This is a genomic window from Pectobacterium carotovorum (assembly GCF_900129615.1).
Taxonomy (GTDB): domain Bacteria; phylum Pseudomonadota; class Gammaproteobacteria; order Enterobacterales; family Enterobacteriaceae; genus Pectobacterium; species Pectobacterium carotovorum.
In genome coordinates this window covers 1-24409 of the sequence record NZ_FQWI01000003.1, presented here as the reverse complement: position 1 = coordinate 24409, position 24409 = coordinate 1, and the positions used below count along the sequence as shown (strand labels likewise).

Below are 24409 nucleotides of genomic sequence, written 5' to 3'. Positions count from 1 at the left end.
AGACCTGCGAGCAACATCAACTACGCTGTGAGGCAAAATCTGTTAAGTCATAACGGTGCGTGAACAGATCGTCCAGCTCCGTCTGGTGCGTAATCGCCACCACGGTACACGCCGGCAATGCTAGCTTGACCAGAGCCAGAAGCTGTCTGGCGGCGTCATGATCCAGATTGCTGGTCGCTTCATCCAGATAAAGCGTATCGGGTTTAGCAATCAGCGCGCGGGCAAAGGCAACACGCTGCCGTTCTCCGCCGGAGAACACCCGATCCCAGTTCAATTGCTCATCCAGACGATCGCGCCACGCGCCCAGCCCGACGCTATCGAGCGTCTGACGCAGCATATCGCTGTCGGCCAGCGGCGGATGCGGATAGCAGAGGATCTCTGCCAGCGTACCCTGCCCCAAATAGCTTTGCTGCGGTAATAGCAAGCTGTGGCCTTCAAGCGACTGCCAGCGGCCATCGTAATACGGCCACAGGCCGCTTAACGTACGCAGCAGAGTGGATTTCCCCAGCCCGCTGCGGCCAGAAAACTTACTCCAGCTACCCGCTTCACAGCTCAGATCCACCTTTTGCAACAGCGGAGCGCCCTGCGGCGTGGTGAAAGAGAGTTGCTCGATACGTAAATCCTGACCTACTGGTGCATCGGCCTGTTCAGACTGATGACGTTTGATTTCTTCTTTGAACTGACTAAGACGCGCCATACTGGCGGAAAGAATCATCAGTTCCTTATACATCCGAATAAACCAACTCAACGCAATATGTATCTGACCAAACGCCCCGCGAATCTGCATCAGCCCCCCCAGCGTCACCGTTTTACTGAGGAAAGCGGGAAGTGCAGCAAAAATAGGGACAATCTGGCTGACGCGCATATAACCAGAAGTGAAAAAAACCAGATTACGTTCGGCGTTCATCAACCGCCAATAATGGGTGACGATGGACGTAAAATTACGCTTGAGGTGGTTTTTTTCCTGCTGTTCACCACCGTACAACGCAATTTGCTCCGCGTTATCGTGCTTACGTAACAAAGACGCACGGAAATCCGCTTCCGCACGCTGTTTATCATAATTGATACCATGCAGACGCTTACCGACCACATGCGTAATCAGGCTGCCCAAGAGCGTATAGAGAATGGCAACCCAGACCAAATAACCTTTAATTACCCACTCTTCGCCAAACAGGGTAAATCGCTGAACCCCCGACAGCTCCCACAAAATAACAGTGAAAGAAAAGAGCTGTACCGTCACAACTAAAAATGACACCGTCAGGCTGACCGTTTTATCAACAAACAAGCTGATATCCTCGGCGATACGCTGATCGGGGTTATCGATCTTGCCAGCAACCGACATGCGGTAAAATGCCCGCTTCGCCATCCAGCTATCAACCAGCTGTTCCGTTAACGCGGTACGCCAGCGAAGAACCAGCCAACTGGTAAACCAGTCCTGATGCGCGAATACCCCGATATAGATCAGGATATAAAGCGCATAGGTCTTCATCAGTGAAAATAGCAGGCCACTGTCGAATGCCCCTAACGCGTCATAAAACGTTTTACTCCATTCGTTTAACAACACGTTGAGATAGACAATCATCCATCCCATCGACACCGCAGCCAGCAGAAGCCCCCATGCCTGCCAGCTTCGCTTACCGCCCCAAAAGGGGCGGCAGAGATCGGCAAACTGTGCCGCCATCTTTTTCACTCTTTCACCTCTTGCGGCAAGGTGATGTAAAGCACGCGGTTATCCGGGTTATACAGCTTCGCCGACATCGCCCGTACGTCTTCCAGCGTGATGCTGTCGGACAGTTTGGCTACGCTAGTCAGATAACGCGGATCGTCATAATGGCGGTAACTCAGGAGCAGACGGCGCTGTATCGTCATGAGATCGCCCTGACGCCCTTTTTCCGCACGAATGAACTGTGCTTTCTGATCTTCTACATCCTGCTGAGTGATCTTCGTCGGCAGTTCAGCAAAGACGTTCTCAGCCAGTTTCCACAGTTCCTGCGCACGGTCAGGCGCGCTGGTGAAGCTCACTTCTGTCTCAATACGCTGTCTTTTATCTTCCAGTTCGCTATCGACACGCATGCGATAAATGCCTAACGCATCATCACGCAGGCTGGTTTTGAGATATTTATTCGCCAGATTACGGGCAACGCTCACCTGCACCGCGGCCTGTGGTGTCCACGCATGCGGTGTGAAGCTCCAGGCGCGGATATCGGCACGCGGTTCAATACTGATAGCCGATGTCGCTTCACGTTTACCCGGCAGAGCCAGATGTGATTTCACCTCGCTAGCAGGCTGACGCGGGATCGTCGCTAAATAGCGTTCAACCTGCGGCAAAATCTGTGCAGCAGGCATATCTGCCACCAGATAGTAGGTTACCGGGGCAAATACCGCCTTATGCCACTGTGAAAGCAGCGCCGGCGCTGAAATTTGCTTCAGTTCCGCAATTTCAGGTTGCTGCCAGGCTGGCTCACCAAAACGCAGTTTGGCAATGTCACTGGCCCGTTCTCCTGAAACAGATTGATCGTCATTGGCTTTTTGACGCGCCAGACCCATCATGCTTTCTTTCATCACTTCAGGGTCGATACCCGGAGCCACATTCAGCTCACGGTATAGCCCCAGCAGGCTTGCCAACTGCTCTGTTGGCGCACTTCCGTTCACGGTGAGTTGATCGGCTTCCTGAGCAATACCCAGCGACAGCGTCTTTTCCTTTTTCCAGTTACTAAGCGCTTCACCGCTCCATGTTGCCGGTCCGCTTTGGTTTACCAGTTGGCTTGCCAGCTGTACCTGCCACGGATTGGTCGAGGTTGACAAATATCCTGCGTCGCTCACTGCCGTCAGGTAGACTTTTTTACCCGCTTCTGGCGCACGCAGCCATACCACGCGGTCACCATTGCTCAACTGCCACTGCTCTACCTTCTGCGCGGCAAAGGTCTTCACCGCCGTACGTTTCCCACTTTGCGTTACGGCAGGCAATTCAGGGATGACTTTCTCTTTTTCTACTTGCAGCGGTGCCAGCGTCGCGGCTGCCCACTGTGCCTGCAACTTACGAATCGCATCCGGTTTAGGCAAGGTGAAAGGCGTCGCGCCCGGCACGCTAAACTGAACCAACGTATCAGGTGACGCTAACCAACGTTGCCAATGGCGGTTCACATCTTCCGCCGTGATGGTATCCAGCGCTTCCAGTGCATCTTTACCGCGCTGCTGGCTGCCGACATAAGGGCGATCCTGCTGCCAGACGATGGTCAATTGTTGAACCCAGTCTGAAAACTCACGTTTTTCAGGTGTATCGCTCATACGCTGTGCGACTTCACGAATGTCGGATTTGATCTCCGTGATGTCCTGTTCGTTTAACGGATAGCGTTTGAAGCGTTCAATTTCTTTCAGTACGGCGGAAATAGCAGCGTCATGACCACCCGGCATCACATTGGCGAAAAAGCCTAGTGCAGCCGTCGTTTTACCGATATCCGATTTACGCACCACCAGACTACTGGCGTCTTGTGGCAGTTCCGCTTGTTGTCGACGAACCTGACGTGTTACCGCAGACAGTGTGATTTGCGTCAGCAAACGATGACGGTAATCGGATTGGCCGAATGTGTCTTTGTCATTGAAACGGTAGACAAATGACACCTGGCTGCTGCCACTCTGGCTATCCTGCAAACGCGCAACGTTGAGTCTCGGTTTCAGTAACGGCTCGTAGTAATCACGGGCTGGCACAGCGACATTGGGCAACGGTGCAAAATAGCGTTGAATTTCGCGTTCTGCATCCGCAGGCGTGATATCACCAATGATCATCAAACGCATATTCGACGGGTGATACCAGCGTTGATAGAAATCCTGTAGTACGCTGGCTGGCGTGTCGTTAATCGACGCTTCCGTGCCAATCGTTGGGCGGGAAGGATAACGAGAGTCATGGCGAATCGCCTGTACGCGCTGCTGGTTCATGCGTTCCGCTACGCCCAGCTTGCCACGCCACTCTTCCAGAATAATTTTGCGCTCATCATCAAGATCGCTTTGCAGCAATTTGGCATGGCCTGTCATCTGGCTCAGCGCCTGCAAGGTCGTCCCCAGATCGCGGTTACCTTTCGGCGGGCTCATCATGTACATGGTGCGCTCGTAATTGGTCACGGCGTTATAGCTCTGCCCGCGTACCCATCCCTGCTTGTGCAGTTCCGTACTCACACCTTGAGGAAACGCGTCACTAGCGCGGAACACCATGTGTTCCACGATATGCGCCACGCCGGATTCATTGTCCTTCTCATCAATCGAGCCGACATCAACAATCAGGCGAATATCGACCCGCGACTTTTGCCCTTCCAGCGGCACAAGGGTGTAACGCAGTCCATTTGCCAACGTCCCTTCTTTAAAAACCGGCAACGGGCTTTTAACTTCTTCGGCCTGGCTCACAACACTTCCAGCTAACAGGAAAATAACGCCCGCTAGCCAGTACATGATTTTATTTTTCATCACTGACCTTTATTATTTTTATCGCTTACCATGAATACGTCACATCAAGCCAAAACTGACGACCCAATCCATAATTAGATTCGTTCTTATTGGCTTTATTCAGGACATTAAGTACATCTACACCCACTTTTAGATTCTGCTTACCTAATGGCTGGGTATAAGTCACACGCCAATCCAACAGCATATTGTTGCCATACTGCTCTTCTTCATAAACATCGGTAGCACCAACATATCCGGAACAACGGTCATCATCTGGACAGTTAATAGTTTCAGTTCGCGTCATCGCCTTATAGCCCCCCACATAGCTCAAGCGTTGCGTCCAATCCAAACGCCAGTTGGGTATTTCTGTATTCAGTTCAAGAAATGCCGTCCAAGGGCGATTGAAATTATCTGCAGGTTTATCAATAGCGCGGATCATTTTTCCGTTGTAGAGAATATAGCCATCGATATCCGACTCAGTGTCATAGTCTTTATTTGAAGAAGTACTTTTCTGAATATTCCCCCCCGCAGTCCAGCTGAATACCGCGGAGTTCCATTCAATTGGAGAAACGGGTTTTACCACAAGGCTAAACGTGTCTGATTCGGATTTACCGTTATTAGTGAGTTCATAAATTTTTGTAGTTTTATTTCTCTCAGCAGAAAACTGATCTTTTGCTTCACGATGAACCCACTTCAGCGCCCAAACGGTGTCATAAATACGCTGCTGCACACCGAGGTTTAATTCATCACTGTAAGGCGTGTTTAATGAAGTGTATCGGTAATCAGTACCAGAAAGATTACGAAAATAAACCCAATCACCCGGTATATTGCTGGAACTCGTTGATGCAGCACTACATGACCCAGATGAATTCAAATGCTCAACACGGCATTCGGTATAGCCCTGTTTACGCGCTTCTCTTAACTTATAGGCCAACACATTTCCTGCATAATAACGATTTATTCCACCGAAAAACTCAGTAGAACGATCCCCCCAAACATCATAGCTAGAGCTTAAGCGCGGGGAGATGTTCATATTTTTCATGTAATCATCATAGTCAACGCGAATACCTGGGACCACAGTTAAACGGGAATAGGTTAACGTATCCTGTAGATAAGCAGCATAAGTGCTTGCCGCTACTTTTACATCCGAAGCTTCATACACTGACCGTTGGCGAAAATATTGTTCACCGTCAATACATGCCGAATCACCATTACATATCACAGTATTTTTTCTATTCGCAGTAGCGTACGTGTAGGTATTTTCTTTACGCTGATAGCGAGCTTCGGAAAAATCAGTGTCAAAGCCAAAATCAAACTGATGTTGTATACCCCATACAGAAACAGGATTTAGCTGCCAATCCTGTTTAAAATTAATACCCGATTGCTCGGTTCTTACCGTGCCATATCCCCCCTGCTGGGCTGCAGTTCCAGAAAAGCTCGATACCCAGTCAATACTGTCTGTTTTAAGCCAATTATAAAAATTATTTCCTTTATTCCTGATGGTATTTTCGTTCTGCTTCCATATTACCTGTGTGGCAACTTTCCCCCATTTATTCTGATTATCCCACTTCAGATTAGCGTTATATCCACCACCTTCAGCAGTAAAATCCCCATCCTTTATATTGGAACGCACATAGCTTGCACTATGAGGTGAATGCATGAGTGATAAGCTAAATTGATTTCGTTCATTAGCATCCCACGCACCACGTAACATATACGTTTCGGATTCGCGCGACTGATCTTCCCATTTTTGCAAAATCGTATGCCAGAACGGAATGTCAGATTCCTTACGGCTATATACAAACATCAGCGCCGCATTATCATTAAGGGGCTGGCTCACATTCAGATTATAAAAATTTTTGGTAAATTTAGGCTGCCTTTTAAGCGTGGTGGCGGCACTGAACGAGGCTTCATCTTTTTTCTCCAGATGATATTTCGTCCATGACGACCGCGTTGTGCGGTAAGAGATAGAACCAGACGGTTCAGTAAACGAGGGCTTTTTAAGTTTTGCATCAATTACCCCACCGGTAAATTGGCCGTACTTAGCCGACACGTTACTGTCATAAACCGACAAGCTTTCAATCAGGCTACTGTCTATCCAGAAAGATTCAGGGTGACCAGATGGGAAATCATTAGCCGCATTCCCATTGGCTGTAGACCCCACCTCACCGACATTCACACCGGGGTTCAGGCGATCATTGTTCGACATCCCGTCGATCATGAAGTTGTTGTTATAGAACTTCTCACCGTGAAACGAGACAACATCCGGGGCCAGTTCTCCGGGGGTCTCACTATTGCGTGAGGTTTCAGAGAATTGCACGTTTGGATTGGTGCGCAGCAATTCAGTAATATTTCCATTAGCTGTCGGCTTTTTTGCGATTTCCTCAGCTACCAATTGCTGGCTACCGATCTCCATCGGCCCAGGCGTAATCTGTGCTTTTACCATGATCACATCGCCGCGCCCTTCATTTCCTACACGGCTATTCTCTGGACTCGTAGTTATGTTCTGCACATCATCCGCCGCAGGCACGCTAGCCATTGGGCGAATGATAAAAGCTTTACCGGTTTCTGTCGGCTCTGCATAAAGGTTATTGCTATTCAATAACCTTCCCAAAGCCTGTTCCACCGTGTAGTTTCCTTCCAGAGCAGGAGCTTGCTTCCCTGCAACCAGTTGGCTATCAACACCAAAATTGACACCCGTCTGCCGTGCCAACTGTGTTAATGATTTTTCCAATGACTGTGCAGGAAGGTGTATTGATTGTGCTGGTGCCGTTGCGCCGAACACCGAACTGCCTCCGCTTAACGCCAGCGTTAGCATCGCAGTCGGCCAAATTGTGTTACGCATCCCCAAAAAATTACGCATGAATTTATCCTGAATTATTTTATGTTTTCAGGAGAGAAGACGTTGTTCAGCAAAAATCGGGCAGAAGAAAATAAAAATAATTATCATTTATATTTAAATTAATATCTTACCATTGATTATTAACGATTTTTATTTTCACTAATCCAGACAATGTAACCGAAAGACTGCCGGACGGAGATAGGAAGGGAATGTTTCAGTAACTCTAGCGCCTGCTGACTGTCATTCAATGGCAGAACACCAGTAAAGTGCAGGCTGTCGAGTTCCTGACGTTGACGCGGATCCAGATAAATCAGCCCAGAGTAATGACGGGAAAGTTCATCAACAACCTGAATGAACGGGGCATTTTCAAAAATCAATTGGTTGTGAATCCAACTGGCTTCAGTAGACGCACTCACAGGTCGAGTAATATGAAGCTGATCGAGTCTAACCTGTTGACCAGCATCAAGGTCGAGACGGATATCCGGGTTCTCATTTGCAGTAACACGTACACGCGATTCGTCAACACTCACCAGCGTATCTTTCCCTGTATCGCGTACGCTATATCGGGTACCCAATGCTTGGGCTGTTGCCTGTGCACTGTCAATCACAAACGGTCTGCTACGCGGATCTTTGGCAACATGAGCGTAAACTTCACCACGTAGCAGCGTGATCGTTCGTTTTTGTGATGTAAAGGAAATATTCACAGCCGAATTGCTGTTAATCATCAATTCACTGCCGTCATCTAGCACAATGCGCCGAATTTCACCCGCAACAGTACGCTGATCGGCCAACCAATAAGCATAAGGCAGTTGGCTGAGTAACCAGCCACCCGCGATGAAAATCGCAAGGGCAACATAACTTGATGAACGTGACTTTCGGGATGTCGTAGCTGGTGTGATTGCCGCACTTGCCCATAATTGCTGCATCTGATGATAAACCACAGAATGGCGAGCATCGCTCAGGCACCACTGCTGCCACTCTTTCTGCAGTAATCTCGCGTCGTCGCTATCCTGCTCGACCTCTGAGAAGCGTAGTATCCATTCAGCGGCTTGCTGCTGAATCTGCTCAAAGTCAGCGTTATGCTTCATCATGTTCCTGGAAAAAGATCCGACTATGGAAATGCACCATCGCTTTCGCCAGATATTGCTTTACGCTACTCTCGCTCACGTGCAGCGCCTCAGCAATCGTCCGATAATCGTGCCCTTCCACACGCGCCATAATAAACGCACGCTGTACCTTTTCATCTAACTCATGGGTCAGAATGTGCAGCGCCGTCGCCACAAGCTGACTTATCGCAACACGATATTCCGCAGAATGCTCTTCTTCCCCATCAACCAGTACTGCTAATGCAGATAACGCATCTTGTTCCAGCTTACGCTTACGGAACTGATCGATCATGACGTGATTCGCCGTCACCATCAGATACGCCTTAGGCTGTCGGATAACGGTAGGATCGGCAAGTGTCAGGAGTTTTAGGAAGGTGTCATGGGTAAGATCATCTGCCTGATGAATGCAGCCCATTTTTTTACATAGCCATCCCCGCAGCCATCCTTGGTGGGTCTGGTAAAAATCACTCCAGAAAGAAGTTAGCTGCGTCATAGTGGTTTCAACAGGCAAAAAGCAGATGATATTAGTTTAATTGATACTCATTATCATCTAAGCCAGTGGCACGATGCAACACTTTTTAGACAACGCCATTCAGCCCACCATGGAATAATGCATGTAAAAATCAATATTCCCGATCTTCAATCAGGCGTTTTCCCAGCGTGATGCAGTCAACGATCTCATAGTCGAGTTTTTCATACATGCCGATCACGGCATCGTTGTCTTCGCGCACCATCAGGTGAATTTTCGGACAGCCGCGGGCAATGAGTTTTTTCTCCAGCCGACTAATCAACGCATTCGCAATACCGCGCCCGCGAAAATCCGGGTGCACGCCAAGGTAGTATGCCGATCCGCGGTGGCCGTCGTAACCGCCCATCACCGACCCTACGATTTCGCCGTTCACCTCTGCGACCAAAAACAGATCGGGATCGTGATTGAGCTTACGTTCGATGTCCATTTCAGGATCGTTCCACGGGCGCAGCAAATCGCAGCGCTCCCAGAGGGTGATCACGGCTTCAAAGTCATCCTGCCTGAATATGCGGATTTCCATCACAGTCGCCATTTTGCAATAAGGTAAATCGTGATTATCGCGTGATTTTTATCAGACGCAATCTCAAATTGCGCGCCGCTATCAGGAATCACACAACAGGTGACCGGGGATCGATTTTATTGATGGTATACTGCCGCCTTTATTATTGTGCCCTCATCGCCAGAGAAACGAGATGCCCACTATGTCTGACGTCAATGCGGTAAAACATTTTTTGCTTAGCTTACAGGAAGATATCTGCCAGCAGCTTGCAGCACTCGATGGCGGAGCCGATTTCGCCAAAGATGAATGGCTGCGTGCCGAAGGCGGCGGCGGGTGCAGTCGCGTGCTGTCCGGCGGACGCATCTTTGAACGCGCGGGCGTAAACTTTTCTCATATCATCGGTAAATCGTTGCCGCCTTCAGCCAGCACCCACCGCCCCGATCTGGCAGGCCGCAGCTTTCAGGCGATGGGCGTTTCGCTGGTAATTCATCCACTGAGCCCTTACATTCCCACCAGCCATGCCAACGTGCGCCTGTTCGTCGCCGAGAAACCGGGAGAAGAGCCGGTTTGGTGGTTTGGCGGCGGGTTCGATCTCACGCCCTATTATGGTTTCAAAGAGGACGCGGTGCACTGGCATCAGACCGCTCACGACCTGTGCCAGCCGTTCGGTGACGATATATACCCGCGCTATAAAAAGTGGTGCGACGATTACTTCTTCCTCAAACACCGTAACGAAGCCCGCGGTATCGGCGGACTCTTTTTCGACGATCTCAACGAGCCAGATTTTGCTACCAGCTTTGCCTTCATCCGTGCCGTCGGTAACGGCTTCCTCGATGGCTATCTGCCCATCGTCGAACGGCGTAAAGATCTGCCGTGGGGAGAACGCGAGCGCGAATTCCAGCTCTATCGTCGTGGGCGCTATGTGGAATTCAACCTGATTTGGGATCGCGGGACGCTGTTTGGCCTGCAAAGCGGCGGACGCACCGAGTCAATTTTGATGTCCATGCCACCGCTGGCACGCTGGGAATACCAGCATCAGACTGAACCGGGTAGCCCGGAAGCCCTGCTGTATCAAGATTTTTTACCAGCTAAAGACTGGCTGGCAGAAAGTCACACGCACAACAAGGAAGCATAAGTCATGCAGATTTGGGTCGATGCCGACGCCTGTCCTAACGTCATCAAAGAAGTGCTATTTCGCGCGGCGGATCGCACACAAACACAGGTCACACTGGTTGCCAACCAGACCATAAAAGTACCGCCGTCGCGCTTTATTCGCACGCTGCGCGTCTCAGCGGGATTTGACGTCGCCGACAATGAGATTGTGCAACGCGTTGAAGCAGGAGATTTGGTGATTACTGCGGATATTCCGCTGGCATCGGAAGTGATAGAAAAAGGCGGCATCGCGTTGAATCCGCGTGGAGAGCGCTATACGCCGGATACCATTCGGGAACGGCTGAACATGCGGGATTTTATGGATACCATGCGCGCCAGCGGGATACAAACCGGTGGCCCAAGCGCATTAAACCAGCGGGATCGTCAGCAGTTCGCTAATGAACTGGACAAGTGGTTGCAGCAGTCGAAAAAGCCGTAACGCTCTGCCTGATTCCCCTTCCGTAGACTACCGATCGTTAAAAGATCGAGATACACGGAGCGATCGCGGGGCGAGGTATCCCTACGGGAACCTCATCCCCGCGTTTCTCCTAAAAACAGGCTCAAGCAACCAACATTAACTATCTCGTCCCTTCTGTTTTAGCAAAGCAGGATGGCGATATTACTTAGCGATAAACTGGCAGCAGATCGAGACTCGAAAGCACATGTATCAGCGCGGTGCCAATGCCAAATAGCAGCACCAGCGCAACCATCGCATTGCCGCCCCGGACGCGGAACAGCGGGCTACCGAAGCGGCGACGCGATGCAAGGGCCAGCAACGCAGGCGTAATCACCGCCCATACGGTGGCTGCCAATCCGGCAAACCCAATCGCATAAATAAAGCCGTTCGGATACAGCAGACCGCCGATGATTGGCGGCAGAAAGGTCACCAGCGCCGTCTTGGCTCTTCCCAGTCGACTATCGTCAAACTTCAATAAATCCGCCAGATAATCAAACAGCCCCAGCGTTACCCCAAGAAATGAACAGGCGACCGCGAAGTTGGAAAAAACGGTGAGCAACACGTCCAGATAGGGGCTGTTCAACACGCTACCCAGCGTCTGCACCAGCACGTCAATATTACCGCCCCGCTCCGCAATCCCGATAAAATCAGGGCGGGCAATGTTTCCCATCGTACCAATCAACCAGATGGCATACATCACCAGCGCAAGAGCGCTGCCAATAAACAGACAACGTTTGATGGCCTGTGGCTTATGGCCGTAATGCTTCACCAGACTGGGAACGTTGCCATGAAAGCCAAAAGAGGCCAGGCAGAATGGCAGCGTCATCAACACATACGGAAGATAGCTGGGCGCTTCTTCCGCAACATTGAGTAAAACAACCGGCTTAACGTTCCACAGCAGACTGCCGAACGTCATGAAAAAAGTCAGTACTTTTGCCGCCAGAAAAAAGGCGGTCATGCGACTCACCGCCGCGGTACTCCACCAAACGGTCAACGCGACAAACATCGCAAACAGAAAACCGCCGATTCGCGCGGAGAAATCGATCGACATCTCAGCAAGCGTGTGATGGATGATTGAGCCACTCGCCGAGATATAGGCGTAGGTCAGAATATAGAGGACAAAGGCAATCGATATGCCGTTAATCACATTCCAGGTCTTACCCAACAGATCTTTGGTCAGCGTATCGAAGCTGGCACCCGTCGGATAATTCAGGTTCGCCTCCAGTATCATCAACCCCGAGTGATACATGCAAAACCAGGTAAACACCAACACGGCAAATGACCAGAAAAACCAGGCCCCCGACATCACCACCGGCAGGGAAAACATCCCAGCGCCAATAATCGTTCCTGCAATAATCATCGACCCGCCAAACAGCGAAGGAAGACGCTTTTCTGTACCGCTTTTTGCTACTGTATTTTCGTTCACTGCGCGTGTTGCCATAGCCGATATTCGCTCGTTGGTTTTTTTTATCGAGTCTGGGGAATCTCCCCCTAAAGACGAGGCGGGATCATGGCATAAAACAAAAATTATTCCATTGATTCATATCGGCCAGGCGATCTATTTGGTCGATAAATTGAGATAAGTAAAAAACCCAGCCAACTTCTGGCTGGGTTTGTCTGGATGACTGGAAATAACTTACAGCGGCTGAGTTTGTGCTTCTACCACCGCCAGTGCGACCATGTTCACGATCCGGCGCACGGAGGCAATCGGCGTCAGGATGTGTACCGGTTTTGAAATACCCATCAGTACCGGCCCTACCGTCACACCTTCTGAAGAGGAAACGCGCAGCAGGTTATAGCTGATACGCGCAGATTCCATGTTCGGCATGATCAGGATGTTAGCCGAGCCTTTCAGCGGGCTGTCCGGCATTTGCTCGCGGCGAATCGCTTCCACCAGCGCGGCATCACCGTGCATTTCACCGTCGATCTCCAGTTCCGGTGCCAGCTTGTTGACCAGCGCCAGCGTGGCACGCATCTTCTGTGCCGTTGGGGAATCCGAGGTGCCAAAGCTGGAGTGCGACAGCAGCGCGACTTTCGGCTCAATACCGAAACGACGTACGCTTTCTGCCGCCATCAGGGTGATTTCCGCCAGCTGTTCCGGCGTTGGATCCGCGTTGACATAGGTGTCAGCAATAAAGGTGTTGCCGCTCGGCAGCATCAGCGCGTTCATCGCGCCCGCAGCCTGCACGCCTTCGCGGTAGCCGAACACTTTCTCAACCACATCGAAATGCTCTTCATACGTGCCAATCGTGCCGCAAATCAGCGCATCCGCTTCGCCACGGTGAACCATGATGGCCCCGATCAGCGTTGGGTTGCCGATCACCGCACGCTGCGCTTTCTCCTGCGACACACCGCGACGTTTCATCAGTTCGAAATACTCACTCCAGTATTCTTTGAAGCGCGGATCGGATTCGTTGTTAACCACTTCGAAATCTTTACCGATGGTCAGTTGCAGCCCCAGCTTTTGCAGACGCATTTCGATGACGCTCGGACGACCAATCAGAATCGGGAACGCCAGACCCAGCGTCACCAGTTCTTGCGTGGCGTGCAGCACGCGCGCATCTTCACCTTCCGCGAAGACGACACGTTTAGGCTGCTGACGCGCCTGTGCGAAGATCGGCTTCATGAACAGGTTGGTTTTGTAGACAAACTGGGTCAGTTTTTCGATGTAGGCATCGAAATCCTCGATCGGACGCGTTGCCACGCCGGAATCCATCGCCGCCTTCGCCACCGCCGGTGCGATCTTGATGATCAGACGCGGATCGAACGGTTTCGGGATCAGGTAGTCTGGGCCGAATGACAGCTCTTGGTCGCCGTAGGCCGATGCCACCACTTCACTCTGCTCTGCCAGCGCCAGATCGGCAATCGCATGCACGCAGGCCAGCTTCATCTCTTCGTTAATCGTAGTTGCGCCGACATCCAACGCGCCACGGAAGATGAACGGGAAGCACAGCACGTTGTTCACCTGATTCGGGTAATCCGAACGGCCGGTACAGATAATGGCATCCGGGCGCACTTCTTTCGCCAGCGGCGGCAGAATTTCTGGTTCCGGGTTAGCCAACGCCATGATCAGCGGACGCGGTGCCATGGTTTTCACCATCTCTGGCGTCAGTACACCGGGGCCAGAGCAGCCGAGGAAGATGTCCGCATCAGGGATCACGTCAGCCAGCTTGCGAGCACCGTTATCCTCAATCGCGTAAGCGGCCTTGGTTTCTTCCATATTTTCGTCACGGCCGTGGAAAATCACGCCGCGTGAATCGCACACCACAATGTTGTGCTTCTGAAGACCCAGCGCCACCAGCAGGTTCAGACAGGCGATAGACGCCGCACCCGCACCGGACACGACCAGACGCACATCGGAGATATTTTTTTCTACTACACGCAGGCCGTTCAAAACGGCGGCGGTACAGATGATTGCGGTGCCATGCTGATCGTCGTGGAAGACCGGAATCTTCATGCGCTCACGCAGTTTCTTCTCGATGTAGAAGCACTCAGGCGCCTTGATGTCTTCCAGATTGATACCGCCAAACGTCGGCTCCAGCGCGGCAATCACGTCGATCAGTTTGTCTGGGTCCAGCTCGTCGACTTCGATATCGAAAACATCAATGCCGGAGAATTTTTTAAACAGGACGCCTTTGCCTTCCATCACCGGTTTACCGGCCAATGCACCGATATTGCCGAGACCCAGAACGGCTGTCCCGTTAGAGATAACGGCAACCAGATTGCCGCGCGCGGTGTATTTGTAGGCGGCCAGTGGATCTGCCGCAATTTCCAGACAGGGAGCCGCGACACCAGGGGAATAGGCCAGCGCCAGATCGCGCTGTGTCGCCAGTGGTTTCGTCGGGGAAACCTGAATTTTTCCGGGAATCGGATACTGGTGGAAATCAAGGGCGCTTTGCTTTAGCTGTTCATCCATTTTATGTACCTTTTCGGTTTTGTTGTGTTGTGTCTGTAGGGTCAAGAGTACCCAGTATAGTGTTTGCGAATGACGAAACTACCGAGGATGGCAAAAACTGCGGGGGAATGCTGGTTAATATAGTTATTTTATTTGACGGTTTTTTGTTCAGCTTGCCGTCGATGTCAGGGACACCGAACAGGCCGTTCAGACGCGATTCAGGGGAAATGGGGGACGAATGGGCAATAAGCGTCACGTGATGTAAAAACACCACGTAACGGAGAAAAGTGAGTTACTGCGTCATATTCAGAATAGTACGAATATTGCCTGCACTGGTGGCGATAATATCGATGGCTCCCGTGCGCAGTGCACCGAGAATGGCTAACGCTTTGGTGTTTTCAGAAGCAATGGCAATCACACAGGGGATTTTATGTAACTCCTCAATACTCACGCCGATAACCCGTTCGTTCATCACCGTATCAACATGCAGGCCCTGAGCGTTAAAGAAGTCATACCCGGCGATATCGCCAATCACGCCCTGATTCAGGCTGGCATCAATAATTTCATGCGGGGTGAACCAGCCGAGTTTAACCATGTAGCTGTTCTCATTCATATCCCCGATGCCCACCAGCGCGATATCGGCCTTGCGCGCCCGATCCAGCGTTTCCTTAATGGTACCGTTTTGCATGAATGCTTCTTTCAGCGCCCGGTTTTCGACATAAGCGGGTGAGTACAGCGTTTCACTACTGCCGCCGAATTTCTTTGCCAGACGGCGGCTGATATGGTCGGCGTTAATCGCATCGCCGGGACGGTGCGTTCCGCCAATACCGCAGATAAAGCGGCAATTGCGTTCCGTCACATTGCTCACATGATCTGCGACCGCCGCCACATTACGCCCTTGGCCCACCGCCACCACCGTATCGTCCTTCAACGACAGTGCCAGATAGTTAGAAACCAGCGCTGCAACCTGCCGCCGCTGTTCCTCTTCATCTTGATGATCTAACGCAATCAGAGCGCGCTTAATCGAAAAGCGCTCCAGCATCTGCTGTTCGAGACGCGTGCTGAATACCGGGTGATAGCGCACGGTAATTTCAACAATGCCCTCTTCCTTCGCCCGCTTCAGTAAACGTCCGACCTTGATGCGCGAAATACCAAATTTCTTGGCGATCTCTTCCTGAGTAATTTCGTCCTGATAATAAGCGACGGCGATTTCAGTGAGAAGTTCGCTTTCCTGAGATCCTGATTGTTTTTCCATCTGGTCACATTTTCCTTACGCAAGGGGATCGGTTTATACAGACGCTGTGTCTACAGATGAAAACAGTCGCGATGAATAATTGTTGCATGCCGGGAAGAGCGGCTCAAGCCCGGCGCGATGATCCCTGACGGTGACGCAAACGAACAAAGGCAGCCGTGCTGTAAGCCAGCCCAAAAGGCTGGCTCCGACAGCGGCAGGATATTACCGTTGAATCGCATCAATCTTCAGCATTTTGGCAATCACCAGATCAAGCTCTTTTTCGTCGAAAATCTTCTTCCAATCTGGTTTGATGATGTTCTCTTTACCGTATTCAATGGCGATCATGCACGCATCTGAGAACGGGTTGGTGCTGCGAAAAGCCACCGCCAACGCAATCTGAATATGACCATACAGCATGGCTTTCGCCGCGGCTTCCGGCACGCCAATCGTATTGATGGTTTCATCCAGCGCTTCTTTCATCAAGGTGCCAACCATACAGGCGACGGTTTCAACCAGCGTTGGTTCCAGATAGGCCAGCTGTTTTACCGTCACCCAGTGCACGTCAAGCACTGGGCCATACATCACTTTCACCACGCGAGCCAGTTCCGCTTTCTGCTCGTCGCTGCCCGTTTCATAAGATGCCGCAACGTGCTGTGGCGCAGCTACGCCACCAAATGCATCGGCATGTTCTTCCGGCGTGAAGCGATCCAGAAATACGGAAGGATGGCACGGGTGTGCGACGGCATAATCGATATCATCACGTTTGGCGATAAGATTGGCATAGGCCGCAGCCGGGTCCAGCGTCAGCAGCACGGCGTTACTTTTCATCTGCGGAACAACCAGCCCGGAGACCACCTTCAGCGCAATATCTGGCACAGCCAAAATCACGACATCGCTTTCAGGAATAACCTGCTCGGCAACGGAGAGCTCCCTGCCTGCGGCCACGACTTGTTCCTGCGCGCGCGGCGAGTTCTCGCAGTAAAACACCTGATAGTCACTTTTCTGGAAATTGGCAGAGATGCGCATGCCCATTTTGCCGCCAGCGCCCAGTACGGTAATGGTTTTCAATTCAGCAGCCATGATTGTTACTCCTCAGATTTGCAATAGTAAAAAGCGATTAAATAGAATGCGTTGTCGGTGATGAACGGCCTGCGTACGGGTTTCGGGTATACAGGTAGCTCAGGCTATGGCGCGTCCAGGCGTCCTCCAGACGGCAGGTTTCTTCCGCGTTGGCCTGCCACGGCAGCCAATGCTCGACGATCTGGTTAATGTTTCGTTCGTTCGGACGGACTTTCTGGTGAAGCACGTCGTAATCCAGCAGGCCGGTGCCCAGCAGACAGCCGGAATAGGTAAAGCCCACCCACCCTTCCTGACGGGCAAAGGCAAAATCTTTGATATGCAGGTTAACCACGCGTGGAGCCGTCAGCTCAATCACCTCGCGCGGATACTCCAGCGCAGCAACACAGTTGCCGGGATCGAGACAAATCCCTAGTGCCGGGCTGTCGATGGCGTCAACCACGGCTAGGACGTCGCGCGTTTTTACCTGTTCGTAGGTTTCCAGCCCCAGTTGGATGTCATGCCGCTCAAACTCAGGCAGCACCTGGCGCAGTAACGTAAGCGCCTCGTCTTGCGTTGGCTTATGTGTTGCCGTGTTGAACATCGTGCGGATAAAACGGACATCCAGCGCACGCGCCATGGTGAGATAGCGCGTCAGGTGCGCCGTGTCTAATCCCCGCGTCCCCAACTCCAGTTGGATGCCTAAATCGGCGGCGTGCTGTCGCAGTTTTTCCAATTCGGCAGGTGAGAGTGTTTCGACCGCGGCGTAATCACAAATTTGGAAAACGCCCGCACCAGACTCCGCCGTTTGCTCCAGCATGGCTTGCAATCCCAGCGGCTTTGGCACGCGAGAAGAGGCTCGCCAGAAGAACGCATAAGTACTTAATCCGATTGCCATGTTTATTTCCTCTCTCTTACGCCTGCGAGCCGAGCGCGAAGGCTTCATCCATAATGGCGTTAAACGCCGCCGGATCGTGGGCAAAACGCCCCAGAAACAGACCATCAGCCGAATCGCCAAGCTGACTAAGCAATCCCGGCCCCGCGCTACCGCCATAAATGACACGCCCTTCACGCACGCCTGCCTGTGTTGGAACGTGCTGTTTTAATGCCTGACAAACTTCACGGATGTAGGCCGTCGGGGCAGGTTCCGTGCTGCCAATCGCCCACTGTGGTTCGTAGGCCAGTATCAACTCACCCGTCAGTTGTTGCTTCTGGGCCAGATCCAGCGCCGCCGCCAGTTGAGCCTGACAGGTGTCGATTGCCTGCTGCGTCGAACCGCGTTTCTCTTCGCCAACGCACAGCACCGGAGTTAAACCATTACGCCAGGCCGCCGCTGTTTTCAGCGCGAAATGCTCATCCGTTTCACCAAAATAGCGGCGGCGCTCGGCGTGTCCGATTTCGACATAGCGACACCCCATTTCGTGCAGCATGGTGCCGCTCACTTCCCCGGTGAAAGCACCGTTATCCGCCCAGTGCAGATCTTGTGCACCGACATGAACGGGTGACTCGGCAAACCGTTGCACAACGGGTGCTAACGTCGGAAAAGCGGGCAGAACAAATAGCCTGACCGAAGGCAGTGACGCCAACGGATGCTGTGCCACCATCGCCTGAATGTGCTGGCACCAGTCAAGCGTCTGCTGGTAGCCGAAATACATTTTCAGGCTGACGCCTAGCGTTAATTTGTGAGAACTCATCGCTCACTCTCCGCTTGCGCCGCCGTCTGACGTGAAGGGCTCGACGTCGTCTCGCTGTTCAATACCGCCGAGACAGCATCAAGAATCATGGCTAGCGATATCGCCCCCGCATCGGGTGTTCCCAGGCTTTTTTCTGCCAGCGGGCGAGCGCGACCAATTTTGGGTAACAGTTGTGCCGTGTCGTCAGCAGCCTGCTGCGCACACTGCGCGGCCTGCTGCCAGGCTTCTGGCAAGCTCATTCCAGCGTCCACCCGCTGTGTGAGTGCGAGACTAAAGGGGATCAGGGCATCCACCAGCGTTTTATCCCCCGGTTTCGCTTTGCCAAAATGCATCACGCTTTCTTTGGCCTGACGCACGCCATCAGCCACACGGCGACCGTCAGGGCGTTGTTCATCACCCAATACGGTTCCCAGCGCATTCAATGCGACGCCCCAAATTGCACCAGAGGTTCCCCCAGCCCGATCGGCCCAGGCATCTGCCGCACGTTGCAATAACGTACCGGCCCCCGCCTGCTGTTCCAGCATTTCAGCCGCTTTTTCCGCGGCGGCAATCACCCCGCGCTCCATGCCAATACCGTGATCGCCATCTCCGGCAATCGCATCGATACGCCCCAACTCTGTGACGTTAGTTAGCACAACATCACGCGCTGCATTCAGCGCCGCCGCAACACAGTGTGCCGCCGCTTTCGATGCCGCCGTCGCGGTTGGGATCACATCCAGTTCTGTGGTGAATGTCCGCTCAGCCAGCGGTTCAGCGGGAGACATGCTGCCTTTACGAAATGCCGGTGCATCCGCAGGCGCTCGCCAAAAACGCTCCAGTTCCTCATCCAGCCAGAACAGCGTGAGCGACAGACCAGCCATATCGAAGCTGGTCACAAGTTCCCCCACTTCCGGCTCGACCACCGTCAGCCCCTGCTCGACCAGCAGTTGTGAAACCCGGCGATAAACCACAAACAGCTCTTCGTATTTCACGCCGCCGAGGCCGTTGAGCACCACGCTGATCCGCTGCCCGGAGAGCGTCGCAATACCTTGCGGCACCTCTTCCAGCAGTGAACTGACCAAAAGCTCAGCCAGCTCATCGGCGGTTGAAATAGGCACATCGCGGATGCCCGGTTCACCGTGAATCCCCATGCCCACCGCCATCATTCCTTCGGGGACGGTGAACAGCGGGTGTTCCGCGCCCGGCAACGTACAGCCAAAGAAGGCTACGCCGAGTGAACGGGTGCGCTGGTTAGCACGCTCGGCAATCTCAAGCACGGCGGCCAAATCGTAGCCCGCTTCCGCTGCCGCAGAGGCTGCTTTGAAGACCATCAGATCGCCCGCTACCCCACGACGTTTTTGCGATTCGTTCAGTGGCGCACTGGAAATGTCATCGGTAACTGCCAGCAGTTCACATGGAATGCCCTCCGCATTCAGACGCGCCTTGGCTTGTCCGAAATGAAGCACATCGCCTGCATAGTTACCAAACGTCAGCAGTACACCACCGCCATTGTGTGCCGCTCGAGCGACGGAGCAGATCTGCTGGGCAGATGGCGAAGCAAACAGGTTGCCCATCGCCGCGCCGTGCGCCAGCCCCTGCCCGACCAGGCCAGCAAACGCCGGGTAGTGGCCGGAGCCCCCCCCGACCACAATGGCGACCCCACCTTCACGACTGCGAGTGCTTCTGACCACGCCGCCAGGCACCTGACGCACTTTGTCAGCATGCGCCGCCACAAAGCCTTCGGTCAGTTCCCGAGCGAAAGCAGAAGGTTGGTTGAACAAATACGTCATATTAATGCTCCTGTGTTGCTGATGCGGATTTCGATAACCGGTCCGAACGGCTGAGCAGGACAATCAACACGGCGGAAAGCAGCATTAGCCCGCCGACAATCATCATGGGCAGCACGTAGGTTCCCGTCACACCCCGCACCGCACCGGTGATGTATCCCGCTGAAAATCCGGCAACATTGCCAATGGTATTGATGAGTGCGATGGCGGCAGCCGCTGATGCCCCCGTCAGGAACTGGGTCGGTAATGTCCAGAAGTTAGGTAGCGCGGCGAAGATGGAGCAGGCCGTTACGGTGATCACCGCAATGGTCGCCGTAGGCGATTCCATGAACAGCGCCAGCGGAATGCTGATCGCACCCGTCAGCGCAGGGATGGCAATGTGCCATGAACGACAGCCGCGGCGCGTCGCATCACGTGACCAGAAATACATCACGATGGCCGCAGGCAAGTAAGGGATGGCGGTAATCAGCCCTTTATCCATGACATTGAAGGTCGTGCCGAACTGCTGTTGGAAACCCGCGATAATCGTGGGCAGGAAGAACGCCAGTGCATAGAGGCCGTAAATAAAACCGAAGTAAATCAGGCACAGTACCCAGACGCGTTTGTTGAACATCACGGTCATCACGCTAGGGTGTTTGCTGTGATTTTTGGTGGCATGCTCGCTTTCCAGTTCACTGACCAGCCAGCGTTTCTCATCAGCATTCAGCCATTTGGCATCGGCCGGGCGATCCACCAGATAGAACCAGGTAATGATACCAACGATGATGGCGGGAACGGATACGCCGAGGAACATCACCCGCCAACCAGACAATCCGAACAGGCCATGCTGCTCAATCAGCCAGGCGGCCAGCGGCGCGCCTAACACCACGGTCAGCGGCTGTGCCAGATAGAACAGTGACAGGATTCTGCTGCGGTAGCGGGCAGGCACCCACATGCTGAGGAACAAGATCGCGCCGGGGAAGAACCCCGCCTCTGCTATCCCCAACAGGAAACGTAGGATATACAGCCCTTCAAGACTGCTTACCCAGGTAAACAGCAATGACACGATGCCCCACGACACCATAATGCGTGACAGCCATTTGCGCGCGCCGAAGCGGTGCAATGCCAGATTGCTCGGCACTTCCAGCAGAATATAGCCAATAAAGAAAATCCCGGAGGCGAGCCCGAACTGCGCGACGGTTAGCGCAAGATCGGTATTCATACCATTCGGTCCCGCGAACGAAATGGCCGTACGATCGAGGAAGTTAATAAAGAACATCAGGCCGACGAAAGGCACGAGACGCCAGGAGATCTTGCGAATGGCCGATTGTTCTACAGCAGATGGTGTGGTGGTGGACGGTTTTGAGGCAGATTGCCCCGCCGTTGCCGCAGCCGATACTTTACTCATACAGCCCCCTTACTACCGATAGTCAATCCCTTCCATGACATCGCCTCTACGCCAGGCTGTTCCTGCATTTCATCCTCTTTCGTCATTCGATACCCGGTGTGACCTTTGTTGTTTGTTGTCTTTTTTATCGTTTGCATACAGGTCTGACACATTGTTATGCCCTCTAAAGATTTAGATCATTAACACACACCATGAACATATGAACGATATATTTGCCCCAATCTTTTGCCTATCTCTCTGTTTGAAAATTGTGAGCATGATCTAAATATGTATCAAAAAGGTAAAATACCGCCTTAAAAGGCGTAAAAGTGACCAAGATCACTCTTTTAATCGCCTTTTCCTCTCTGACAAAACAAAAAACAAATAATCACACATTGAACATTTGAAAAAAGCGGTATATGTTTAGCCATGAAAAGGCCGGAAATGTACGGAATCATGCAGAGAGATTCTCGTTAGTGTCTGTTTATTCATGTTTTTATAAACAATCTAACGAAAGCGACATATCAGGCTCACTTTGACCCTCAGCCAGGCAGGAGATAGATATGCTCTCGATTGCAATTGGTGCAGACAGCGCCGCGATTGATCTGAAAAACACGATTACTGATTATTTACAGCAGAAGGGGCTGACGGTGACCGACTACAGCTACGATCCCTCCGGGGAAAATCCGATCTACCCCGATGTTGCCTACACGCTGGCGCACGCGATTAAAGACGGTAAGCACCAGCGTGGGATCCTGCTGTGCGGCACCGGGATCGGCATGAGTATCGTGGCTAACAAGGTCAATGGCATTCGTGCCGCTCAGTGCCATGACACCTATTCCGCTCAGCGGGCCAGAAAAAGCAACGATGCGCAGGTGATCGCACTAGGCGCTCGGGTTATCGGCCCTGAACTGGCAAAAGAGATTGTCGGCGCCTGGCTGGATGCCGAGTTTGAAGGTGGCGGATCGGCACCGAAAGTCGAGAAAATCAGCTACTACGAACATCAAGAAAATCATCGGTAATCCTGTCTGACGGCCCGCAGTTATCCCCAGACTGGCTGGCCGTCAGTCTTACTGTTCGTTCAGCCGACTTTCCGTGCAGCAAAATAGTGTTCCGTCGAGAGAGCCCAACCGCAGCAATCGGAAAAAGCGCATGTTATTCCACGCCCTCATGGTGCAGTGTGTTGGCTCTGTTTTGCGCAGGCCATTTCTCTTTTACATCAAGGAGCTCAATCATGAATCAATTAGAAGCCCTTAAGCAGTTTACCGTGGTGGTCGCCGATAGCGGCGATATCGACTCTATTCGTCAATTTTCGCCACAAGATGCCACCACAAATCCGTCCCTGATTCTGAAAGCCGCCACCCTGCCCCAGTATCAACCACTGTTTGATGACGCGATCGCCTATGCAAACCAGCAAGGCGGTAGCCCGGAAACGCGGCTCATCAACGCCAGCGACCGACTGGCCGTGAATATCGGTGCAGAAGTGCTGAAAAGCATTCCGGGTCGCATCTCCACCGAAGTGGATGCCCGCCTCTCGTTCGATCGCGGTATGTGCGTAGCGAAAGCGCGCAAGCTCATTGGGATGTATCAGGAAAAAGACATTCCACGCTCGCGCATTCTGATCAAGCTTGCCGCCACCTGGGAAGGGATTCGCGCGGCTGAAGAGCTGGAAAAAGAAGGGATCAACTGCAACCTGACGCTGCTGTTCTCGTTTGCTCAGGCGCGCGCCTGCGCCGAAGCGGGTGTCTTTCTGATCTCGCCGTTTGTTGGGCGGATTTATGACTGGTATCAGGAAAAGCAGCCCACCCGCGACTATCAGGCTGAAAGCGATCCTGGCGTGATCTCCGTGCGTCATATTTATGACTATTACAAACGCCACCGCTACCAAACCGTGATCATGGGGGCCAGCTTCCGCAAAGTGGAACAGATTCTGGCACTGGCGGGATGCGATCGCCTGACGATTTCCCCCGCGCTGCTGGAGCAATTGAAAAACAGCAATGCCCCGGTCGAACGCCAGCTGACGCCGTCGACCGAAGCGTTCAATCCACCTTCGCCGCTGTCTGAAGCCGAGTTCCGCTGGGAACACTATCAGGATGCGATGGCCGTCGATAAACTGGCGGAAGGCATTCGCCTGTTCGCTGCCGATCAACAAAAGCTGGAAGCGCTGTTGGCGGCCAAGCTGTAATGTCTGGAGTCAAGCATGTCCTCTCGTAAAGAACTTGCCAATGCTATCCGCGCGCTGAGCATGGATGGGGTGCAGAAAGCCAAATCCGGTCACCCAGGCGCACCGATGGGCATGGCCGATATCGCCGAAGTGCTGTGGCGCGATTATCTTAACCATAATCCGGCCAACCCTAACTGGGCCAACCGTGACCA

General features: G+C 52.6%; 19 protein-coding genes. 5 read left to right on the top strand and 14 right to left on the bottom strand.

The window, feature by feature from the left end; all coding sequences use genetic code 11:
• Positions 1 to 16 precede the first annotated feature (16 nt).
• The 6 genes from BUB06_RS07185 to BUB06_RS07160 form a co-directional block, all read right to left on the bottom strand.
• Positions 17 to 1690, bottom strand: a complete 1674-nt coding sequence (locus tag BUB06_RS07185) for an ABC transporter ATP-binding protein/permease (protein ID WP_039472032.1) — start codon at positions 1688 to 1690, stop codon at positions 17 to 19.
• Positions 1687 to 4458, bottom strand: coding sequence for a M16 family metallopeptidase (locus BUB06_RS07180; RefSeq protein ID WP_039472030.1), 2772 nt, complete (start codon positions 4456 to 4458; stop codon positions 1687 to 1689). Before BUB06_RS07180 ends, BUB06_RS07185 begins: the two co-directional genes overlap by 4 nt.
• Positions 4459 to 4483: 25 nt before the next feature.
• Complete coding sequence (locus BUB06_RS07175) at positions 4484 to 7300, bottom strand: secretin and TonB N-terminal domain-containing protein (RefSeq protein ID WP_080726774.1); 2817 nt, start codon at positions 7298 to 7300, stop codon at positions 4484 to 4486.
• A 119-nt stretch (positions 7301 to 7419) separates the two neighbouring features.
• Complete coding sequence (locus BUB06_RS07170; RefSeq protein ID WP_236689852.1) at positions 7420 to 8370, bottom strand: FecR family protein; 951 nt, start codon at positions 8368 to 8370, stop codon at positions 7420 to 7422.
• The gene (locus tag BUB06_RS07165; RefSeq protein ID WP_039472026.1) at positions 8357 to 8878 is read right to left on the bottom strand and encodes a sigma-70 family RNA polymerase sigma factor; all 522 of its coding nucleotides are present in this window, start codon (positions 8876 to 8878) and stop codon (positions 8357 to 8359) included. Before BUB06_RS07165 ends, BUB06_RS07170 begins: the two co-directional genes overlap by 14 nt.
• Before the next feature lie 130 nt (positions 8879 to 9008).
• The gene (locus BUB06_RS07160; protein ID WP_010284320.1) at positions 9009 to 9434 is read right to left on the bottom strand and encodes a GNAT family acetyltransferase; all 426 of its coding nucleotides are present in this window, start codon (positions 9432 to 9434) and stop codon (positions 9009 to 9011) included.
• Between the two features lie 181 nt (positions 9435 to 9615).
• Here BUB06_RS07160 and hemF point away from each other — a divergent pair, with 181 nt between their 5' ends.
• Together hemF and BUB06_RS07150 are read left to right on the top strand one after the other, a co-directional pair.
• Positions 9616 to 10548 (top strand): oxygen-dependent coproporphyrinogen oxidase, encoded by a 933-nt coding sequence (hemF, locus tag BUB06_RS07155; RefSeq protein WP_039472025.1) that lies wholly within the window; start codon positions 9616 to 9618, stop codon positions 10546 to 10548.
• 3 nt (positions 10549 to 10551) lie between these two features.
• Positions 10552 to 11004 (top strand): YaiI/YqxD family protein, encoded by a 453-nt coding sequence (locus BUB06_RS07150; protein WP_010307164.1) that lies wholly within the window; start codon positions 10552 to 10554, stop codon positions 11002 to 11004.
• A 184-nt stretch (positions 11005 to 11188) separates the two neighbouring features.
• On the opposite strand, the gene mtr is transcribed toward BUB06_RS07150, so the two are convergent.
• From mtr to BUB06_RS07110, 8 genes are all read right to left on the bottom strand, one after another.
• Positions 11189 to 12463 (bottom strand): tryptophan permease, encoded by a 1275-nt coding sequence (gene mtr, locus BUB06_RS07145; RefSeq protein WP_039472022.1) that lies wholly within the window; start codon positions 12461 to 12463, stop codon positions 11189 to 11191.
• 195 nt (positions 12464 to 12658) lie between these two features.
• Positions 12659 to 14938, bottom strand: a complete 2280-nt coding sequence (gene maeB / locus BUB06_RS07140) for an NADP-dependent oxaloacetate-decarboxylating malate dehydrogenase (protein ID WP_010307161.1) — start codon at positions 14936 to 14938, stop codon at positions 12659 to 12661.
• 271 nt (positions 14939 to 15209) lie between these two features.
• Positions 15210 to 16172 (bottom strand): sugar-binding transcriptional regulator, encoded by a 963-nt coding sequence (locus tag BUB06_RS07135; RefSeq protein ID WP_039472020.1) that lies wholly within the window; start codon positions 16170 to 16172, stop codon positions 15210 to 15212.
• Between the two features lie 201 nt (positions 16173 to 16373).
• Positions 16374 to 17231, bottom strand: coding sequence for a phosphogluconate dehydrogenase C-terminal domain-containing protein (locus tag BUB06_RS07130; protein ID WP_039472019.1), 858 nt, complete (start codon positions 17229 to 17231; stop codon positions 16374 to 16376).
• A 37-nt stretch (positions 17232 to 17268) separates the two neighbouring features.
• Positions 17269 to 18105, bottom strand: a complete 837-nt coding sequence (locus BUB06_RS07125; protein WP_039472017.1) for a sugar phosphate isomerase/epimerase family protein — start codon at positions 18103 to 18105, stop codon at positions 17269 to 17271.
• A 16-nt stretch (positions 18106 to 18121) separates the two neighbouring features.
• Positions 18122 to 18901, bottom strand: coding sequence for an L-erythrulose-1-phosphate isomerase (gene lerI, locus BUB06_RS07120; protein ID WP_039472015.1), 780 nt, complete (start codon positions 18899 to 18901; stop codon positions 18122 to 18124).
• Complete coding sequence (lerK, locus tag BUB06_RS07115; RefSeq protein WP_039472013.1) at positions 18898 to 20670, bottom strand: L-erythrulose kinase; 1773 nt, start codon at positions 20668 to 20670, stop codon at positions 18898 to 18900. Before lerK ends, lerI begins: the two co-directional genes overlap by 4 nt.
• Before the next feature lies 1 nt (position 20671).
• Positions 20672 to 22054: an MFS transporter gene (locus BUB06_RS07110; protein WP_039472012.1), complete on the bottom strand. Its 1383-nt coding sequence runs from the start codon at positions 22052 to 22054 to the stop codon at positions 20672 to 20674.
• Between the two features lie 542 nt (positions 22055 to 22596).
• Between BUB06_RS07110 and rpiB the strand changes: the two genes are divergently transcribed.
• The 3 genes from rpiB to BUB06_RS07095 all read left to right on the top strand — a co-directional run.
• Entirely contained in the window at positions 22597 to 23055 is a 459-nt protein-coding gene (rpiB, locus tag BUB06_RS07105) for a ribose 5-phosphate isomerase B (protein ID WP_039472009.1), read from the top strand.
• 212 nt (positions 23056 to 23267) lie between these two features.
• A complete protein-coding gene (tal, locus tag BUB06_RS07100; RefSeq protein ID WP_039472007.1) occupies positions 23268 to 24218 on the top strand; it encodes a transaldolase in 951 nt (316 codons plus the stop codon).
• Between the two features lie 15 nt (positions 24219 to 24233).
• On the top strand, positions 24234 to 24409 hold a 176-nt coding region (locus BUB06_RS07095), incomplete at its 3' end, for a hypothetical protein (RefSeq protein ID WP_175552155.1).

Coding starts and splice junctions, on each gene's coding strand:
- mtr (WP_039472022.1), bottom strand. CDS start 12,463: ATGGCAACACGCGCAGTGAACGAAAATACAGTAGCAAAAAGCGGTACA.
- BUB06_RS07180 (WP_039472030.1), bottom strand. CDS start 4,458: ATGAAAAATAAAATCATGTACTGGCTAGCGGGCGTTATTTTCCTGTTA.
- BUB06_RS07130 (WP_039472019.1), bottom strand. CDS start 17,231: ATGGCTGCTGAATTGAAAACCATTACCGTACTGGGCGCTGGCGGCAAA.
- BUB06_RS07150 (WP_010307164.1), top strand. CDS start 10,552: ATGCAGATTTGGGTCGATGCCGACGCCTGTCCTAACGTCATCAAAGAA.
- lerI (WP_039472015.1), bottom strand. CDS start 18,901: ATGAGTTCTCACAAATTAACGCTAGGCGTCAGCCTGAAAATGTATTTC.
- rpiB (WP_039472009.1), top strand. CDS start 22,597: ATGCTCTCGATTGCAATTGGTGCAGACAGCGCCGCGATTGATCTGAAA.
- BUB06_RS07175 (WP_080726774.1), bottom strand. CDS start 7,300: ATGCGTAATTTTTTGGGGATGCGTAACACAATTTGGCCGACTGCGATG.
- BUB06_RS07125 (WP_039472017.1), bottom strand. CDS start 18,105: ATGGCAATCGGATTAAGTACTTATGCGTTCTTCTGGCGAGCCTCTTCT.
- lerK (WP_039472013.1), bottom strand. CDS start 20,670: ATGACGTATTTGTTCAACCAACCTTCTGCTTTCGCTCGGGAACTGACC.
- BUB06_RS07165 (WP_039472026.1), bottom strand. CDS start 8,878: ATGACGCAGCTAACTTCTTTCTGGAGTGATTTTTACCAGACCCACCAA.
- maeB (WP_010307161.1), bottom strand. CDS start 14,938: ATGGATGAACAGCTAAAGCAAAGCGCCCTTGATTTCCACCAGTATCCG.
- BUB06_RS07160 (WP_010284320.1), bottom strand. CDS start 9,434: ATGGAAATCCGCATATTCAGGCAGGATGACTTTGAAGCCGTGATCACC.
- BUB06_RS07170 (WP_236689852.1), bottom strand. CDS start 8,370: ATGATGAAGCATAACGCTGACTTTGAGCAGATTCAGCAGCAAGCCGCT.
- BUB06_RS07135 (WP_039472020.1), bottom strand. CDS start 16,172: ATGGAAAAACAATCAGGATCTCAGGAAAGCGAACTTCTCACTGAAATC.
- BUB06_RS07110 (WP_039472012.1), bottom strand. CDS start 22,054: ATGAGTAAAGTATCGGCTGCGGCAACGGCGGGGCAATCTGCCTCAAAA.
- tal (WP_039472007.1), top strand. CDS start 23,268: ATGAATCAATTAGAAGCCCTTAAGCAGTTTACCGTGGTGGTCGCCGAT.
- hemF (WP_039472025.1), top strand. CDS start 9,616: ATGTCTGACGTCAATGCGGTAAAACATTTTTTGCTTAGCTTACAGGAA.